The sequence below is a fragment of the Pseudarthrobacter siccitolerans genome, from assembly GCF_001046895.1.
Classification (GTDB): Bacteria; Actinomycetota; Actinomycetes; order Actinomycetales; family Micrococcaceae; genus Arthrobacter; species Arthrobacter siccitolerans.
On sequence record NZ_CAQI01000027.1, the window covers coordinates 149,512 to 166,425 of the forward strand.

The 16,914-nt window shown below is 66.9% G+C and carries 14 protein-coding genes and 2 riboswitches; of the genes, 10 read left to right on the plus strand and 4 right to left on the minus strand.

The window, feature by feature from the left end:
• Positions 1 to 67: 67 nt before the first annotated feature.
• A complete protein-coding gene (locus tag ARTSIC4J27_RS02325) occupies positions 68 to 1,942 on the minus strand; it encodes a Na+/H+ antiporter (RefSeq protein ID WP_050053604.1) in 1,875 nt (624 codons plus the stop codon).
• A 181-nt stretch (positions 1,943 to 2,123) separates the two neighbouring features.
• Positions 2,124 to 2,221, plus strand: a riboswitch (glycine riboswitch).
• A 1-nt stretch (position 2,222) separates the two neighbouring features.
• A riboswitch (glycine riboswitch) is annotated at positions 2,223 to 2,330 on the plus strand.
• Positions 2,331 to 2,382: 52 nt separating this feature from the next.
• Here ARTSIC4J27_RS02325 and gcvP point away from each other — a divergent pair.
• From gcvP to ARTSIC4J27_RS22890, 10 genes are all read left to right on the plus strand, one after another.
• Positions 2,383 to 5,274: an aminomethyl-transferring glycine dehydrogenase gene (gcvP, locus tag ARTSIC4J27_RS02330; RefSeq protein WP_050053605.1), complete on the plus strand. Its 2,892-nt coding sequence runs from the start codon at positions 2,383 to 2,385 to the stop codon at positions 5,272 to 5,274.
• Positions 5,275 to 5,278: 4 nt separating this feature from the next.
• On the plus strand, positions 5,279 to 6,412 hold the full coding sequence (gcvT, locus tag ARTSIC4J27_RS02335) for a glycine cleavage system aminomethyltransferase GcvT (RefSeq protein WP_050053606.1): 1,134 nt from the start codon (positions 5,279 to 5,281) through the stop codon (positions 6,410 to 6,412).
• Between the two features lie 104 nt (positions 6,413 to 6,516).
• Positions 6,517 to 6,900: a glycine cleavage system protein GcvH gene (gene gcvH / locus ARTSIC4J27_RS02340; RefSeq protein WP_050053607.1), complete on the plus strand. Its 384-nt coding sequence runs from the start codon at positions 6,517 to 6,519 to the stop codon at positions 6,898 to 6,900.
• Complete coding sequence (glyA, locus tag ARTSIC4J27_RS02345; RefSeq protein WP_050053608.1) at positions 6,897 to 8,219, plus strand: serine hydroxymethyltransferase; 1,323 nt, start codon at positions 6,897 to 6,899, stop codon at positions 8,217 to 8,219. Before gcvH ends, glyA begins: the two co-directional genes overlap by 4 nt.
• Before the next feature lie 99 nt (positions 8,220 to 8,318).
• Positions 8,319 to 9,746 (plus strand): L-serine ammonia-lyase, encoded by a 1,428-nt coding sequence (locus tag ARTSIC4J27_RS02350; RefSeq protein ID WP_050053609.1) that lies wholly within the window; start codon positions 8,319 to 8,321, stop codon positions 9,744 to 9,746.
• Between the two features lie 13 nt (positions 9,747 to 9,759).
• On the plus strand, positions 9,760 to 10,779 hold the full coding sequence (gene lipA, locus ARTSIC4J27_RS02355) for a lipoyl synthase (RefSeq protein WP_050053610.1): 1,020 nt from the start codon (positions 9,760 to 9,762) through the stop codon (positions 10,777 to 10,779).
• A gap of 71 nt (positions 10,780 to 10,850) precedes the next feature.
• The gene (locus tag ARTSIC4J27_RS02360; protein WP_083435277.1) at positions 10,851 to 11,699 is read left to right on the plus strand and encodes a methylenetetrahydrofolate reductase; all 849 of its coding nucleotides are present in this window, start codon (positions 10,851 to 10,853) and stop codon (positions 11,697 to 11,699) included.
• A gap of 48 nt (positions 11,700 to 11,747) precedes the next feature.
• Positions 11,748 to 11,966 carry a hypothetical protein gene (locus tag ARTSIC4J27_RS02365; RefSeq protein ID WP_050053611.1) on the plus strand — a complete coding sequence of 73 codons (219 nt, stop codon included), beginning with the start codon at positions 11,748 to 11,750 and terminating at the stop codon, positions 11,964 to 11,966.
• A gap of 107 nt (positions 11,967 to 12,073) precedes the next feature.
• On the plus strand, positions 12,074 to 12,310 hold the full coding sequence (locus tag ARTSIC4J27_RS02370; RefSeq protein WP_050053612.1) for a hypothetical protein: 237 nt from the start codon (positions 12,074 to 12,076) through the stop codon (positions 12,308 to 12,310).
• Between the two features lie 31 nt (positions 12,311 to 12,341).
• Positions 12,342 to 12,494 carry a hypothetical protein gene (locus ARTSIC4J27_RS22890; RefSeq protein ID WP_167344656.1) on the plus strand — a complete coding sequence of 51 codons (153 nt, stop codon included), beginning with the start codon at positions 12,342 to 12,344 and terminating at the stop codon, positions 12,492 to 12,494.
• A 220-nt stretch (positions 12,495 to 12,714) separates the two neighbouring features.
• On the opposite strand, the gene ARTSIC4J27_RS02375 is transcribed toward ARTSIC4J27_RS22890, so the two are convergent.
• From ARTSIC4J27_RS02375 to ARTSIC4J27_RS02385, 3 genes are read right to left on the minus strand one after another with little or no spacing between them, the layout of a single operon-like run.
• Complete coding sequence (locus ARTSIC4J27_RS02375) at positions 12,715 to 14,100, minus strand: DUF3100 domain-containing protein (protein ID WP_050053613.1); 1,386 nt, start codon at positions 14,098 to 14,100, stop codon at positions 12,715 to 12,717.
• Positions 14,097 to 15,323, minus strand: coding sequence for an amidohydrolase (locus tag ARTSIC4J27_RS02380; RefSeq protein WP_050053614.1), 1,227 nt, complete (start codon positions 15,321 to 15,323; stop codon positions 14,097 to 14,099). Before ARTSIC4J27_RS02380 ends, ARTSIC4J27_RS02375 begins: the two co-directional genes overlap by 4 nt.
• Before the next feature lie 36 nt (positions 15,324 to 15,359).
• Entirely contained in the window at positions 15,360 to 16,907 is a 1,548-nt protein-coding gene (locus ARTSIC4J27_RS02385) for an aldehyde dehydrogenase family protein (RefSeq protein ID WP_050053615.1), read from the minus strand.
• Between the last annotated feature and the right edge of the window lie 7 nt (positions 16,908 to 16,914).

Consider the following 16,914-nt stretch of genomic DNA (forward strand, 5'->3'; position numbering starts at 1 on the left):
GCACGTCCCGGCGTCGTCCGTTCACCTGAGCGGGAGTGACGTGGGCAGGCCGCGCCTCAGCAGGCCATCACCCCAGCAGGTCGTCCTGGTAGCACCAGCGCCAGTCCTCGCCCGGCTCGATGCTGCGCATCACCGGATGCCCGGTCTTCCCGTGATGCCGCGATGCGTGGGTTGCGGGGGAGGAATCGCAGCACCCCACCTGCCCGCAGGCCAGGCACATCCTCAGGTGCACGGGCGTCGTACCTTCCCTGACGCAGTCGGCGCAGAACGCGTCGGGCGGAACCGCCCGCGGCCGCGCCGACTCAAGGTGCGCGCACACCCCGCCCGGCCGGGCGATGCCTTCGCCGCCGCCCTCACCGGATGTGTCCACCTCGTCCAGCGCCACATCCAGCATTGATTCCTCGACATCCAGCCGCTCCAGGACATCGCTGAGGACCTCCTGCGCGTACTCGCCTCCGCGCCGCAGCTCCAAAACCTTGGCCCGTTCCGCCTCCAGCATGGCAAGCCGCAGCCGCGCGTAGCGCTCGCTCGGCGTCGCTGTTTCCGCCGTCGGCCGGCCCAGCCGTTCCCACGCCGCCAGCCCGCGCTCCTGCGTGCGCCGCTTCAGCATGGCCACCACCTCCGGCGGGTCGTCGTCCGTCCGCAGTTCGTGCAGGCGCTCCACTCCCGCGGCGGTGGCCAGCTGCATCAGTGACGCCTTGTTCAGTGCATCCTCGCGCTGGTCCGGACCCTGCACCTTGAGGACGCGGACCAGCGCCGGGAGCGTAAAGCCCTGCAGCGTCAGCGTGCCGCCCACCACCACAAGGGCAGCGAGGATCAGCACCGAACGGTGCTCCAGGTCCTCGGGCAGCACCAGCACCGCGGCGAGGGTGACCACTCCACGCATTCCGGCCCAGGAAACAATCGCCGGGAACTGCCAGGGCGGCGACGGATCGCTGCGCCGCACGGCAGGAATCAGCCGGGGGAGGTAGGTGGCCGGGAACACCCACACCGGCCGGAGCACCAGCACCGCCAGCAGGATCACCGCGCAGCCGGCCCAGATCCGGCCGGCACCGAGGGAATCGTCCTGGACCCCTTCGATGATGGTCCGGACCTGGAGCCCGATCAGCAGGAACACCGAGTTTCCCAGCAGGAACTGCACGGTGTTCCAGTTGCTGCGCTGGCTCAGGCGGGCGGCGCCGTTGGGCATGGACGGCGCCTTCGTGCCCATCACCAAGCCAGTAACGACGACGGCGAGCACCCCGGAGGCATGGATCGCTTCGGCCGGCAGGTACGCCACCAAGGGGGCCACCAGTGACGTTGAGGTGTTGATCGCAACGTTCCGGATGTGCTTGCGAAGTTCGGTCAGCACGTAGGCCGCGGCCATGCCCACCACCAGTCCGCCGCCCACCGCGAGCAGGAAGTCCCCGGCGATCCCGGCAACAGAAACGGCCCCCGAGATGGCGGCGATTGCGGCCCTGAGGCAGATCAACGCGGTGGCGTCATTAACCAGGGACTCGCCCTCCAGGATGGTGACAATCCTGCGCGGCATCCCCACCTTCCGCGCAATCGAAGTGGCGGCCACCGCATCCGGCGGCGCCAGCACCGCGCCGAGCGCGAACGCGGCGGCCAGCGGAATCTCCGGGAACAGCCACCAGACCACCAGCCCCACCGTGAGGGTCCCGAAAATGACGTAACCCACCGAGAGCAACCCGATGGCCCGGCGGTTGGAGCGGAAATCGAACAGCGAAGTCCGCAGCGCCGCGGCGTAGAGCAGCGGCGGCAGCAGCCCCACCAGGACCACTTCCGGATTCAGTTCCACGTCCGGAACAAACGGGAGGAAGGAACCGATCACGCCCGCCAGCACCAGCAGCAGCGGCACGGAAATATTCAGTTTCCGGCCCAGCGCGCTTCCGGCGCAAACCACCGCAACGAGAACCAGAAGTCCCAGGGCGATCTCCATCCGGCCATTGTCTCAGGCCCTGCCAAGGGTGTCCCCGGGGAGCCCGGCGGCACTTCGGTGAGGGGACGACGGCGGGACGTGCCGCCGTCGTCCGCCCGCCTGAAAGCCGGTCCTCATTTTGCATCCTGACCACGGATCCTGTATGGTGTGAGCCGTGTCACCCAACAGTGGCACGTGCTTATGATCTGCGGCGGGAGAGTCCTGCCGGTACGTTCTGCAGGCGCCGTAGGAGCAAATCCTCCCCAGGAATCTCTCAGGCCCACGTACCGCCGCGGCAAGGCAACTCTGGAAAGCAGTCCGGGCAACCGGGCTCACCGACGGTGCAAGTGGCGCCCTGCCAAACAGCAGGACTACACAAAACTCTCAGGTCCAATACAGAGCGGGGAGGAACCCGAATCAACGTGGTGCTTCGGCGCCACCTGAATTATGGAGTTCCTCTTATGACGGTTCAGTCGTCCCCCACCACCTTCGCAGACCGCCATATCGGCGCGCGCCGCCAGTCCGACATCGACACCATGCTCAAGGCCGTCGGCTACGACACCCTCGATGGCCTCGTTGACAGCGCCGTGCCCGATTCCATCCGCCAGGACAAGCCGCTCACCCTTGAGAGCGCCCTTAGCGAAGTCGAGGTCCTCGCCGAGCTCCGCAAGCTGGCCCGAAAAAACAAGACGGCCGTGCAGATGATCGGCCAGGGCTACTACGACACCGTGACCCCGCCGGTGATCCGCCGCAACATCCTCGAAGCCCCCGCCTGGTACACCGCTTACACGCCCTACCAGCCCGAAATCTCCCAGGGCCGGCTCGAGGCGCTGCTGAACTTCCAGACCATGGTGCAGGACCTCACCGCCCTCCCGGTGGCCAACGCCTCCCTGCTGGACGAAGCCACCGCCGTGGCGGAAGCCGTGCTGCTGATGCGCCGGGCCAACAAGAATAAGACCGCAAAGGACGGCAAGACCGTCCTGGACGCCGACCTGCTCCCGCAGACCATCGCCATCGTGCTGGGCCGCGCCGAAGCCCTCGGCTTCGAGGTGGAAATTGCCGACCTCACCCACGGACTGCCCGACGGCGACATTAACGGCCTCGTCCTGCAGCAGCCCGGCGTTTCCGGCAGGGTCTGGGACCAGTCCGCCGTCATCGCCGAGGCCAAGGACCGCGGCGCACTGGTCACGGTCGCCGCCGACCTCCTGGCCCTCACCCTGATCACTCCGCCGGGCGAGCAGGGCGCGGACATCGCCGTCGGCTCCACCCAGCGCTTTGGCGTGCCGCTGTTCTTTGGGGGACCGCACGCCGCCTACATGGCCGTCCGCGACGGCATGGAGCGCACGCTTCCAGGCCGGATCGTGGGCGTCTCCAAGGACAACGCCGGCGTCCCCGCGTACCGCCTGGCCCTGCAGACCCGCGAGCAGCATATCCGCCGCGAGAAGGCCACCTCCAACATCTGCACGGCGCAGGCACTGCTCGCCATCGTCTCGTCCTTCTACGCCGTTTACCACGGCCCCGACGGCCTGAAGGCGATCGCCGAAACCGTCCACAACAATGCCCGTGCCCTGGCCGCCACGCTCCAGATCGCCGGCCGGGAACTGGTGTCCGATACTTTCTTCGACACCATCACCGTCCGCGTCCCCGGCAAAGCCGCCAAGGTGATCACCGCCGCCGAAGCCCGCGGCATCAACCTGCGCCTCATCGATGCGGACACAGTTGGCGTGTCAGTCGATGAAACCACGACGCCGGAGGTCCTCTCCGCGGTTGTTGTCGCCTTTGGCGCCGGTCCCGTGGTGCCTGCCGAGGGTTTCGAGCTGCCGGAGCCGGTGCTGCGCACCTCCACCTACCTGCAGCACCCGGTGTTCAACACCCACCGCTCGGAGACCCAGCTGCTGCGCTACATCCGCCGCCTCTCCGACCGGGACCTGGCGCTGGACCGCACCATGATCCCGCTGGGTTCCTGCACCATGAAGCTGAACGCCACGGCCGAGATGGAAGCCATTTCCTGGCCCGAGTTTGCCTCGATCCACCCCTTTGCTCCTGATTCCCAGACGGCCGGCTGGCGTGAGCTGATTTCCGGACTGGAATCGGATCTCGCCGAGATCACCGGGTACGACCAGGTGTCCATCCAGCCCAACGCCGGTTCCCAGGGCGAGCTCGCCGGGCTCCTGGCGATCCGCGGCTACCACCACTCCCGCGGCGAGGCACAGCGCAACGTCTGCCTGATTCCGGCGTCGGCGCACGGCACCAACGCAGCCTCCGCTGTCCTCGCCGGCATGAAGGTTGTGGTGGTTGCTACCGCTGCCGACGGCACCATTGACCACACGGACCTGCAGGCCAAGATCGAGGCCCACAAGGACGTCCTCTCGGCCATCATGATCACCTACCCGTCCACCCACGGTGTGTACGACTCGGATGTTCGCGAGGTCTGCGACGCCATCCACGCGGCCGGCGGCCAGGTGTACGTTGACGGCGCCAACCTGAACGCCCTGGTGGGGCTGGCGCAGCCGGGCAAGTTTGGCGGGGACGTGTCACACCTTAACCTGCACAAGACCTTCTGCATTCCGCACGGCGGCGGTGGGCCAGGCGTGGGTCCGGTTGCTGCCAAGGCGCACCTGGCACCGTTTATGCCGGGTGACGCCAATAACGCTTCTTCCGAAAACGCTGCGGCCGGGCACGGAGCGGCGATTTCCGCTTCACGCTTCGGTTCCGCCGGCGTGTTGCCGATTTCCTGGGCGTACGTGAAGCTGATGGGCGGCCAAGGCCTCACCGAAGCCACCAAGTCCGCGCTGCTCGCTGCGAACTACGTTGCCGCCCGCCTGGACGAGCACTTCCCCGTCCTCTACACCGGCACCAGCGGCCTGGTGGCCCACGAGTGCATCCTGGACCTGCGCGACCTGACCGCCCGCACCGGCGTGACGGCGGAGGACGTGGCCAAGCGCCTCATCGACTTCGGTTTCCACGCCCCCACCCTGTCCTTCCCGGTGGCGGGCACCCTGATGGTGGAGCCCACCGAGTCCGAGGACCTCGCCGAGATCGACCGCTTTATCGAAGCCATGATCACTATCCGCAAGGAAATCGACCAGGTGGCCGCGGGCGACTTCCCGGTGGAGAACTCCCCGCTGCGGAACGCACCGCACACGGCAGCCGCCGTCGTTTCCTCTGACTGGAACCGTTCCTACCCGCGCGAACAGGCCGCCTTCCCGGTGGCCTCGCTCCGGCAGGACAAGTACTTCCCGCCGGTGGGCCGCATCGACGGCGCAGCAGGGGACCGCAACCTGGTCTGCTCCTGCCCTCCGCTTTCCGAGTTCGAGGTTTCGACAAGCTCAACCAACGGATTGGAAGGCTGATCCCATGACCGAGAACTACACCGCGCTGTACGAGCAGCACAAGATCGCCGGCGCTTCCTTCACCGACTTCGGCGGCTGGCAGATGCCGCTGAAGTACAACTCGGAACTGGCCGAACACCGCGCCGTGCGCAAGGCCGCCGGCCTGTTCGACCTCTCCCACATGGGCGAAGTCTGGGTCACCGGCCCCGACGCCGCTGCGTTCCTCGATTACGCACTGGTTGGCAAGCTGTCCGCCGTTGCCGTCGGAAAGGCAAAGTACTCGCTGATCTGCCAGGAAGACGGCGGCATCATCGACGACCTCATCTCCTACCGCCTTGATGAACAGAAGTACCTGGTGATCCCCAACGCCGGCAATGCTGCGGTGGTTGCCGCGGCGCTGGCCGAGCGGGCCGCCAACTTCGATGTCACGGTGGAGGACGTGTCCGCCGAGACCTCGCTGATCGCCGTCCAGGGACCGACGGCCGAGGCCATCCTCCTGAAGCTGGTCCCCGCGGCCCAGCACCCGCTGGTGACTGAGCTGAAGTACTACGCCGCGGTTGAAGTAGGGATTACCGTCAACGGCACTGTCCAGGAGCTGCTGCTGGCGCGCACCGGCTACACGGGCGAGGACGGTTTCGAGATCTACATCCCGAACGAGGACGCCGCCGGCCTGTGGGAGGCGCTGCTGGAAGTCGGCGCCGGCCACGGGCTCATCCCCGCTGGCCTGGCCTGCCGCGACTCGCTCCGCCTCGAGGCCGGCATGCCGCTCTACGGCAACGAGCTCTCCCGTGACGGCAACCCCTACGCCGCCGGGCTGGGGCCGGTAGTGTCGCTCAAGAAGGAATCAAACTTCGTGGGCAGGGCTGTACTGGCTGAGCTCAAGGAACTGGGCGCCGGGTCCACCTCCGGCCGCAAGCTGGTGGGCCTCAAAGGCCTGGGCCGCCGCGCCGGCCGCAGCCACTACCCGGTCCTCAAGGACGGCACCGTAGTGGGCGAGGTGACTTCAGGCCAGCCGAGCCCCACGCTCGGTTACCCGATCGCTTTGGCCTATGTCGACGTCGAACACTCAGCACCCGGCACCGCCCTGGATATCGACCTCCGCGGCAAGGCAGAGCCGTTCGAAGTAGTAAAGCTCCCGTTCTATAAGCGCCAGAAGTAACCCTCTCTCACTTAACGCGGGGTTTGGGCTGACGCTCTCTCACTTAATGCGGGTTTTAACTAAACGCTCTCTCACTTTTCACACACCTAACTAAGGAAATACACATGGCAAAAGTTGTTGCTGAACTTAAATACTCGGCCGAGCACGAGTGGGTTGCTGTTGACGGCTCCGGGCCGACCGGCGTCGGGATCTCCGCTGTGGCTGCCGAAGCCCTGGGCGACATCGTGTACGTGGACCTGCCCGAGGTTGGCTCCACGGTGACCGCGGGGGAGACCTGCGGCGAGGTGGAATCCACCAAGTCCGTCTCCGACCTCTACGCACCCGTCACGGGAGAAGTGGTGGAGATCAACGACGAAGTGGTCTCCGATCCCGCCCTGATCAACAACGATCCCTACGGCGCCGGTTGGCTCTTCAAGGTGGCCGTCACCGAAGAGGGCCCGCTGATGTCCGCCGAAGAGTACGCCGCAGCCAATGGCGGCGAGCTGTGAGCGCCGCAGCCGCTACCGCGGCCTTCGAGCAGGTAGTCTCCCCGTCCCTGGACGCCGACCTGTCCGCACTGGACCCCGAGATCGCCGCGAAGATCGACGATGAACTCACGCGCCAGCGTGACGGCCTGGAGATGATCGCCTCCGAGAACCACACCGCCGTCGCCGTGATGCAGGCGCAGGGCTCGGTGCTGACCAACAAGTACGCCGAGGGCTACCCCGGCAAGCGCTACTACGGCGGCTGCGAGCACGTGGACGTCGTCGAACAGCTCGCCATCGACCGGATCAAGGCGCTGTTCGGCGCGGAGTTCGCCAACGTGCAGCCGCACTCCGGCGCGCAGGCCAACGCCTCGGTGATGCACGCGCTGATCAAGCCGGGCGACACCATCATGGGCCTGAACCTGGCCCACGGCGGACACCTGACCCACGGCATGAAGATCAACTTCTCCGGCAAGCTCTACAACGTGGTGCCGTACGGCGTCCGCGAGGACACCCACACAGTGGACATGGCCGAGGTGGAGCGCCTGGCCCAGGAGCACAAGCCGGCGCTGATCGTGGCCGGCTGGTCCGCCTACGCCCGGCAGCTGGACTTCGCCGAGTTCCGCCGGATCGCCGACTCCGTGGGCGCCTACCTGATGGTGGACATGGCGCACTTCGCCGGTCTCGTGGCCGCGGGGCTGCACCCGTCGCCGGTGCCGCACGCGCACGTCACCACCTCCACCACGCACAAGACCCTCGCCGGTCCGCGCGGCGGCATCATCCTGACCAACGACGCCGGCATCGCCAAGAAGATCAACTCGGCAGTGTTCCCGGGTCAGCAGGGCGGCCCGCTGGAGCATGTGATCGCGGGCAAGGCCGTGGCGTTCAAGATCGCCGCGTCCGCCGAGTTCAAGGAGCGCCAGGAGCGTGTCCTGGCCGGCGCCCGGATCCTGGCCGAGCGCCTGGTCCAGCCCGACGTCAGCGCCAAGGGCATCAGTGTGGTCTCCGGCGGCACCGATGTGCACCTGGTCCTCGTTGACCTGCGCAACTGCGAGCTCGACGGCCAGCAGGCCGAGGACCGGCTCGCGGCCATCGACATCACGGTGAACCGCAACGCCGTGCCGTTCGACCCCCGCCCGCCGATGGTCACCTCCGGCCTGCGGATCGGCACGCCCGCGCTGGCCACCCGCGGGTTCGGCGAGGACGCCTTCCACGAGGTTGCGGACATCATCGCCGAGGCTTTGACGGCCGACGCCGATGCGGACCTTTCCGGCCTGCGTCACCGCGTCGAGGCCCTCGCCGCCGCCCACCCCCTCTACCCGGGCATCAAGAACCTCGCCTAACCTCGGAGTTTTTGTCCAGATAAGCCGAGTTCGGGGGCGTTTAAGTCTGCATATCTGGACAAAAACTCCTGACCTTCAAACCAGTTAGGAAACATGCGCATGGCTGTTGGAGTCTTTGACCTCTTTTCCATTGGCATCGGGCCTTCCAGTTCCCACACTGTGGGCCCGATGCGGGCTGCCGCCGTTTTTGCGGAGGAGCTCAAAGGCCTGGGCAAGCTCGCGGACGTGGCGTCGCTGCGGGTGGACCTTTACGGTTCGCTCGCGGCGACGGGCCACGGGCACGGCACCATGACCGCGGTCCTGCTGGGGCTGGAAGGCTTCCACCCGGAGCGGATCCTGCCGGACGAGGTGGAGGAACGGCTGGCCGCAATCGCAGAAACCGGCATGCTGCAGCTCGCTGGTGCGGTCCCGCTGCCCTATGGGGTGAAGGACATGGTGCTGCGGCCGCTGACCGTCCTGCCCCGGCACACCAACGGCATGACCTTCACGGTGTCCGACGCCGAGGGCAACGTCCTGCACTCGGCAACGTTTTTCTCGGTGGGCGGCGGGTTCATCGTCCGCGAGGGCGAGGAGGACGCAGCACAGCAGGAACTCGAGGAATCCAAGAAGGAACTGCCGCTGCCCTTCCGCACGGCTGCTGAACTGCTGGAGCACTGCCGGGAAACCGGTCTGGGCATCAGCGACGTGATGCGGATCAACGAGGAGGACAGCCGCACTCCCGGGGAGATCCGCGAGGGCCTGCTGCATATCTGGTCGGTGATGGAGGAGTGCGTGGCCACGAGCCTGAAGCGCGAAGGTGTGTTGCCCGGGGGACTGAAGGTCCGCCGTCGTGCGCCTGACTGGTATGACCGGTTGAAGAAGGAAAGTTCACGGCCGGACGGCGAGGGCCAGGACCAGGACTTCCATGACCCGAAGTATTGGCAGGAGTGGGTTAACCTGATCGCGCTGGCGGTCAATGAGGAGAACGCGTCCGGCGGGCGGGTTGTCACTGCCCCCACGAACGGTGCGGCCGGGATCATCCCGGCGGTGCTGTTTTACGCGCTGCATTTCGCGCCGGGGATGGAGAACGCTTCGCAGGAGGACCGCGACGACGTGGTGGTGAAGTTCCTGCTTGCCGCTGGTGCGGTGGGGGTGTTGTACAAGGAGCAGGCGTCCATTTCCGGGGCCGAGGTGGGTTGCCAGGGCGAGGTGGGCTCGGCGTCGTCGATGGCGGCGGCGGGCCTGGCCGAGGTGATGGGCGGGACCCCGGCGCAGGTGGAGAACGCGGCCGAGATCGCGATGGAGCACAACCTGGGCCTGACGTGTGACCCGATCGGCGGGCTGGTGCAGGTGCCGTGCATTGAACGGAACGCGATCGCGGCGGCGAAGGCGATCAACGCCGCGAAGATGGCGCTCTGGGGCGACGGTTCGCACCGGGTCTCGCTGGACGAGGTCATTGTGACCATGCGCGAGACCGGCAAGGACATGAGCTCCAAATACAAGGAAACGGCCATGGGCGGCCTCGCCGTCAACGTCGTCGAATGCTGAAGGAAGTACGGAAATGACATTGGCACCTGAAGGCCGGAAGCTTTTGCGCGTTGAACAGCGCAACTCTGCTGTTCCGGTGGAGCGCAAGCCGGAGTGGATTAAGGCCAAGGTCCAGATGGGCCCGGAGTTCGTCGGGCTGAAGAACCTGGTGAAAAAAGAGGGCCTGCACACGGTGTGTGAGGAGGCCGGCTGCCCTAACATTTTTGAGTGCTGGGAGGACAAGGAAGCCACGTTCCTGATCGGCGGGTCCGAGTGCACGCGCCGGTGTGATTTCTGCCAGATCGATACCGGCAAGCCCTCCCCGGTGGATATGTTCGAGCCCACCAAGGTGGCGCGGTCCGTGCAGGCCATGCAGCTGCGCTACGCCACCGTCACCGGGGTGGCCCGGGACGACCTGGCGGACGAGGGCGTCTGGCTGTACGCCGAGACGGTCCGGAAGATCCACGAGCTGAACCCGGGCACCGGGGTGGAGCTGCTGATCCCGGACTTCTCCGGCAAACCCGAGCACATCGCCGCGATCTGTGATTCGAAGCCGGAGGTGTTCGCGCACAACGTGGAGACGGTGCCGCGGATTTTCAAGCGGATCCGGCCGGCGTTCCGGTACGAGCGGTCCCTGGATGTGATCACGCAGGGCCGGAACCTGGGCATGGTCACCAAGTCCAACCTGATCCTGGGCATGGGCGAAACCCGCGAGGAGATTTCCGAAGCGCTGCGGGACCTGCACGAGGCCGGGTGTGACCTGATCACCATCACCCAGTACCTGCGCCCGTCCGAGCGGCACCTGCCGGTGGACCGGTGGGTCAAGCCGCAGGAGTTCGTGGACCTGCAGGACGAGGCCACCGAACTGGGCTTCCTCGGCGTCATGTCCGGCCCGCTGGTGCGTTCCTCGTACCGGGCCGGCCGGCTCTGGGCCACCGCCATGCGGAAGAAAGGCCGGGACATCCCCGCCGAACTCGCCCACATCGCAGAAGGCATCCAGGACTCCGGAACCACCCGCCAGGAAGCCAGCTCACTGCTCGCCGCTTCGGCGTAATCGACACGGCGTGAGGCACCCGGCCTCCGGCCAGAGCTGATGATCCAATCCCTGATGTTTAGACAGGACCAATGATGTTCCCCGTCAGAATCGAAGTTATCCCTTCACAGGGAATCGTTGGGCAGGTCCAGGCCCTGGTGCCTCGAACCACCACGCTCAGCGTGACCTGCCTGCCGCACCACGGCATCGAGCGGACCCTGCGCACCGCCGTGGAGCTGGGCGACGCCGGCTACACCGTGGTGCCGCACCTCGCCGCCCGGAGCATCAGCAGCACGGCCGAGCTCACCGGGATTGTCCGCGCCTGTGGCGCCGCCGGGATCAGCGAAGTCTTCGTTATTGGGGGAGACCGGAAACAGCCGGCCGGTGTTTACCGCTCGGCGCTTCCGGTCCTCGAAGACATCGCCCAGTACACCGGTGGCACCATGCGGGCCGGCGTGGCCGGCTACCCTGAAGGGCACCCGGCGGTCAGCCCGGTGGACCTGCTGGACGGCCTGCTGGCCAAGCAGCACCTGGCCGCACACGTGGTCACCCAGATGTGCTTCTCCACCGAAAAAATCCGCGACTACGCCGCGTTCCTGCGCGGCGAAGGCGTCCACCTGCCCGTCTGGGCGGGCGTGGCGGGGGCCGTCCCGCGGACCAAGCTGGTGGCACTCGGCACGCAGATCGGCGTCGGAAGCTCCCTGAAATTCCTCAGCCGCAAAGGCCCGCTGGCCCGCAAACTCCTCAGCGGCGACCGCTACTCGCCGGACAGCCTGATCGCCAGCCTGGAAAGCCAGCCGGGCAGCATCGCCGGCATCCACCTTTACAGCTTCAACAGCCTGCAGTCCGTCCCCGGCAATCAACTCCCCGCGGAACCGGAGCAGGCAACCACTGCAGCACTCCAGACAGCACTGATTCGAGGAGCAGCACGTGACAGCTGATCGCCATCGGCAGTGGCGCAACCGCAGGGTCATCCGGCGGTAGGCGCAATGAAACATAGCGAACCGCACAGCTGGCGGCGCGTCTCCTGGACTGCCCTGCCGCCGGGGCAGTGGGTGCGGCTGTCACGCGACGGGCAGTTGCTCGGCTGCGGCGTGGTGGACGGGACCACCCCCGACGGCTCCATCATCTGGGTGCTGATGGACGGCTGGTCCGAGCGCCGGATGTTCCACCGGGAGGATTTCGTCAAGGTGGAGATTGCCGGGTAGGCCTTCGAAAAAGGGAGCGGACGACGGCGGGAGGTACCGCCGTCGTCCGCTCGCTTTTAAGCCGTTCCCGTCATTGACCGGCCGCCGCCGACCGGCAACGATGAAGTATGAGTGACTCAGCTGACACCGGTGCCCCTTTTGACGACGACAGCGTGGAGGAGGTTGACGCCGTGGAGACCGCGGAAAGCATCGCCGAAGACGTGAAGGATGAGATCCGCCTGGGCCATGTGCAGGACGACGTCAGCCATGTGCTGGAGGAACGCTTCGATGAGGCGGGAATCAAGCTGCGCCCCGAAGCGGTGGACGACCTCGCCGAAGACATTGAGCGGGACGTGTCCAGTTAGCGGAACCGTTGCGGTGGCCTAAGCTTCCCCCATGGGACTCATCATCACACTGCTGATCATTTGGCTTGTTCTGTCCATCCTGGGCTTCGTGATCAAGGGCCTGCTGTGGCTGGCATTCATAGGACTGATCCTGTTTGTGGCCACCGCCGTTTGGGGCTGGCTGAAACGTAGAACCAGCGTCTGACCCTTTCCGGCTGAGGAATCGTGCGGGCCTGAAACGGCAGGGAACAACCTGGATTAGTGCGCTGGCCGTGTTGGGCGCATGGCTCCTCCAGCCTACGGGCGCGGGAGCAATACCAGTGATCCAGGTGGCCCGCACCTCACCCCGAGTTTTTGTCCAGATATGCAGACTTAAGGGCTTCCCAGCCCTGCATATCTGGACAAAAACTCTGTGGGCGGGGGAGTCAGTGCCAGAGTCCCAGGGCGAATTCCGCGATCACCGTGGAGAGCAGGAACGATGCCGTGATCGCCACCAGGCCCACGGGGATGATCTTCCAGCCGATGTTTTTCAGCAGCGGGATGTCCTTGCCCAGCGACAGGCCTGCCAGCGTCAGCATCACGGTGGCGATGGACAGGAAGTCCACGGTTTTGACCGCGGCATTCAGCGGTTCCGCCGCGAAGAACCATGGGCTGGAAATATAGGCGCCAATGGTGGTGATAAAAACGATCGCCGAGATTTTCCGGGTGGCCTTCGCCAGCGCGATGCTGACCAGGACCAGAACCAGCATGATCGCGTAGCCGCCCACGATGCTGAGGCTGAAGCCCTTCGCCGCCACCGATGCCGTGGCGATGCCCAGGACAGTGAGCACCGAGAGGGACAGCCAGAGCGGCAGTTTCATGGCTGCCGCGGACTCGGCCACGCGCTCGCGGAACCGCCGGTTTTCCTCCGCCTGGGCGGCCTCGCGGTCAATGTCGGCAGTGGTCCGTGCGGCCGGGCCGCCGGCGGATGCCCCGGCTGTTACGGCTGCTTCTTCCCGGGCGGTCTGCTTGCGGGTGAGGAGTTTGTAGAACCGGTCGGCCAGCGGCAGTGCGATGTAGATGCCCACGTAAACACCCAGGATCGTGGTGATCAGGTTGGAAACGGCGGCCATGCCCAGGATGGCTTCCTGGTCCGCCGGGTAGCTGGCAACGATGCTCGCCGCTGACGCCGCCATCATGGAGCCGGACCCCACGCCGGCGCCCATGGCCAGGGCCAGCGGATCGAAGATCTTCCAGTTGGCCACGAGCGACGTGAGGAGCGTGATGTAGACGGCACCGAACAGTGTGCCGAACACGTACATGGCCAGCACGCCGCGGTACTGGTCCGAATCCGGGCCGTACTTCTCGGACACCATGGCGAAGGAGGGCTCGCGGTCAAGCGAGAACGTGGCGCCCACCGTTGCCTTGCCCATCCTCAGCAGCACAGCCAGGGGTAGGGCCAGCACGATGGTGCCGAGCAGGTGGCCCACCTCCTGGAGGAGCAGCGCGGGTCCTGCCTTGAGCAGGGTGGGCAGGCTCGGACCGATGTTGAACGCCAGCCGGGCCACCAGCAGCAGCACGGCCACGCCAACGAGGGCGGCAGCCACCCGCTGGAGGTCGATGCCGAGGGGCTTGAACTTCTGGATCGAGACCAGCAGGCCCAGGATGAGGCCCCACACCATGGGGAAGATGATGATGGAGCCTATTCCCACATCGATCTTCGCCTGCCCGATGAACTGGACTGCCACGGCGATCACCAGGGCCAGGGCGGCGATAGGGATGGTCAGCTTGGTCCCGGCCTTGTCAGCCCGGACTGTTTTGGTGGTGCTCATGATGTGCCTTCCTGCGTGAAAGTACGACGGCGGTACGCAGCTTTGATGAAGCGGTCCCGTTCGGTGGGGGTTGAGGCGGCGGCCGCGGCGGTCCAGGCCAGCGCAACGGCTGCCTCGAACATCACGGCGTACGCTCCGGGAGTGTCCGCAAGTGCGGCAAACGCGTGCGAGTGGATGGGCACGTCCGCACCCGGGATGCTCAGCCACGGGTGCAGGGACGGGATGACCTGGGAGATGTTCCCCATGTCGGTGGAGCCGCCGCTGAGGCCCGAGGACCGCGACGTGTCCTTGCCGAAGGCATCCATCGCGTCGGTCCAGTGCGCTGCGAGGGCGTCGTCCTGGAGCAGCGGTTCGTACAGGGGTTCCGCTTCCTCGATGATCAGCGTTGTGCCGGTGGCCAGCGCGGCGCCTTCGAAGCAGTTCCGGACCCTCTGGTGCAGGGCGTCGTATTCCGGCAGGGTGAAGGCCCGGCATTCGAACTGGACCACCGCCTTTTCCGGAATGATGTTGGTGACGTGCCCGGCCTCGGCCACAAAGCAGGCAACGCGGTGGTCGCTGGGGATCTGCTGGCGGAGCAGGCCGATGGCCACCTGGCTGAGGACCGCGGCATCGGCCGCGTTGACGCCCTGGTGCGGGGCCGCCGCCGCGTGTGCGGCCTTGCCGGTGAACGTCGCCTGGTACCGGCCCACCGCCTGGGCGCTGGTGCCGGTGGGGTTGTAGGTGACCCCGTCCTGGACGGGGTGGACCATCAGGGCCAGCCCGACGCCGTCGAACGCTCCACGCTCCAGCATCAGCGCCTTGCCGCCGCCATGCTCCTCGGCGGGAGTGCCGATGGCCTTCAGCGTGATGCCGAGCTCGTCCACCAGGGGGAGAAGGGCGAGGGCGGCGGCCACCGAGGCGCCGGCGATCAGGTTGTGCCCGCAGGCGTGGCCGATGTCCGGCAGGGCGTCGTACTCCACGCACAGCGCCACCGTCAGTTCGCCGCTTCCTGCGCTCGCCGAGAAGGCGGTGGGAAGGCCCGAGGTGCCGCGCTCCACCTGGAAGCCGGCTTCCTCGAGCAGGGCGCCAATCACCTGGGCTGAGCGCACCTCCTCGAAGGAAATCTCCTTGAGCGCGTGGATTTCCCGCGCCAATGCCTGGACGCGGGGTTTCCAATGGTCGACGCCGTCTGCCAGGGCGCCGCGAAGGGCCGCCGGGGCGGGGGACGGGTTGGTCATTTCCATGGGCATCTTCCTTTGGGTGCGGCGTTTCAGGGCGGGTTAGTAGGACAGGGACGGGAAAGGCGATCCGGCCGCGCGGGTGGGCACCCAGATGGCCTTCGTCTGCGTGTATTCGTCCAGCACGCCGGGGCCGGAGGAGCGGCCGTGGCCGGAATCGCCGAAGCCGCCGAACGGAACTGCCACGTGGATGGTTTTGTACGAGTTGATCCAGAACGTGCCGGCCTTCACCTCGCGTGCAACGTGGTGGGCGCGGGACACGTCGGAGGTCCAGACGGCACCGGCCAGGCCGAAGTTGGTGTTGTTGGCCCGGGCGATGGCTTCGGCTTCCGTGTCGAAGGCGTCGGCGCCCACCACGGGACCGAAGACCTCCGTGGTTTCCAGCCGGTTGGCGGGCGTGACGCCGTCCAGCAGTGTGGGCATCACCCAGTGCCCGCCGGCCAGGGCGGACCCGGCCAGGGACTCCGGCAACGCGGCCCCCGTGACGCGGCGGCCGCCGTCGTGCATTCCTGCCTCAATGAGCGTGGTGACGGTGGCGAACTGCCGGGCGGTGATGATGGGGCCCACCTCGGTGTCCGCGCTGAGCGGGTCGCCCACCCGGAGGCGTGCGGCCCTGGCGGCCACAAGCTCCACGAACTCTGCGTGGACGCTGCGCTCCACCAGCAGCCGTGAACCCGCGACGCAGGACTGGCCCGCGCCGGAGAAGATGGCCGAGATGGCGCCGTCCGCGGCACGGTCCAGGTCTGCGTCCGCGAAGACGATGTTGGCGCTTTTGCCGCCGAGCTCCAGCAGTGCGGGAATCCCGGCCTGGGCGGCGGCCACGGCAACGCGGCGGCCGGTGGGGACGGAGCCGATGAAGCTGACCTTGCCCACGCGCGGGTCCGTGGTGAGGGCTGCGCCAACGGTCTGGCCCAACCCGGCGGCTACGTTGAAGACGCCCGCCGGCAGCCCGGCTTCGTGCGTCAGCTGGGCGAGCCGGACCGATGATGCCGGGGTGAATTCGCTGGGTTTGATGATCACGGCGTTGCCGGCAGCGAGCGGGGCTGCGGAGTTCCAGCCGGCCGTAAACAGGGGAGCGTTCCAGGGTGTGATGGCGGCGACGACGCCCCACGGGACGCGCTCCGTATAGGTGTGCCAGTTGCCCGGGACCGGGATGGTCTGTCCGGTCAGCTTGTCCGCCCAGCCGGCGTAGTAGCCGAACATTTCCGCGACCTTGGCGGCCTCGACGCGTGTGTCACGGATGGGCTTGCCGGTGGTGGCGGATTCGAGGATGGCGAGTTCCTCCCCGTGCTGTTCCACGGCCCGGCTGACGTTGCGGAGGATGGCGGCCCGCTCGAAGCCGTTCATCGCGCCCCAGACTGTGGCGCCCGCCGTCGAACTTTCCAGGATGGCGTTGGCGCCCTCGGCACCGGGGTCCGCGTAGGTGGCGAAGGCTTCCCCGGTGGCAGCAGCGGTGAGGGTGATGGCCTCGCCGCTGCCGGTCACCACCGTGCCGTTGACGAAGGCGCCGAGCCCGGCCGGGAAGGCCGCGTCCAGGACGGTTTTAGCTGTGGCTGCCGAGGAGGAGGCGGGTGCTGTAGTGACGCTCAATGTGGTG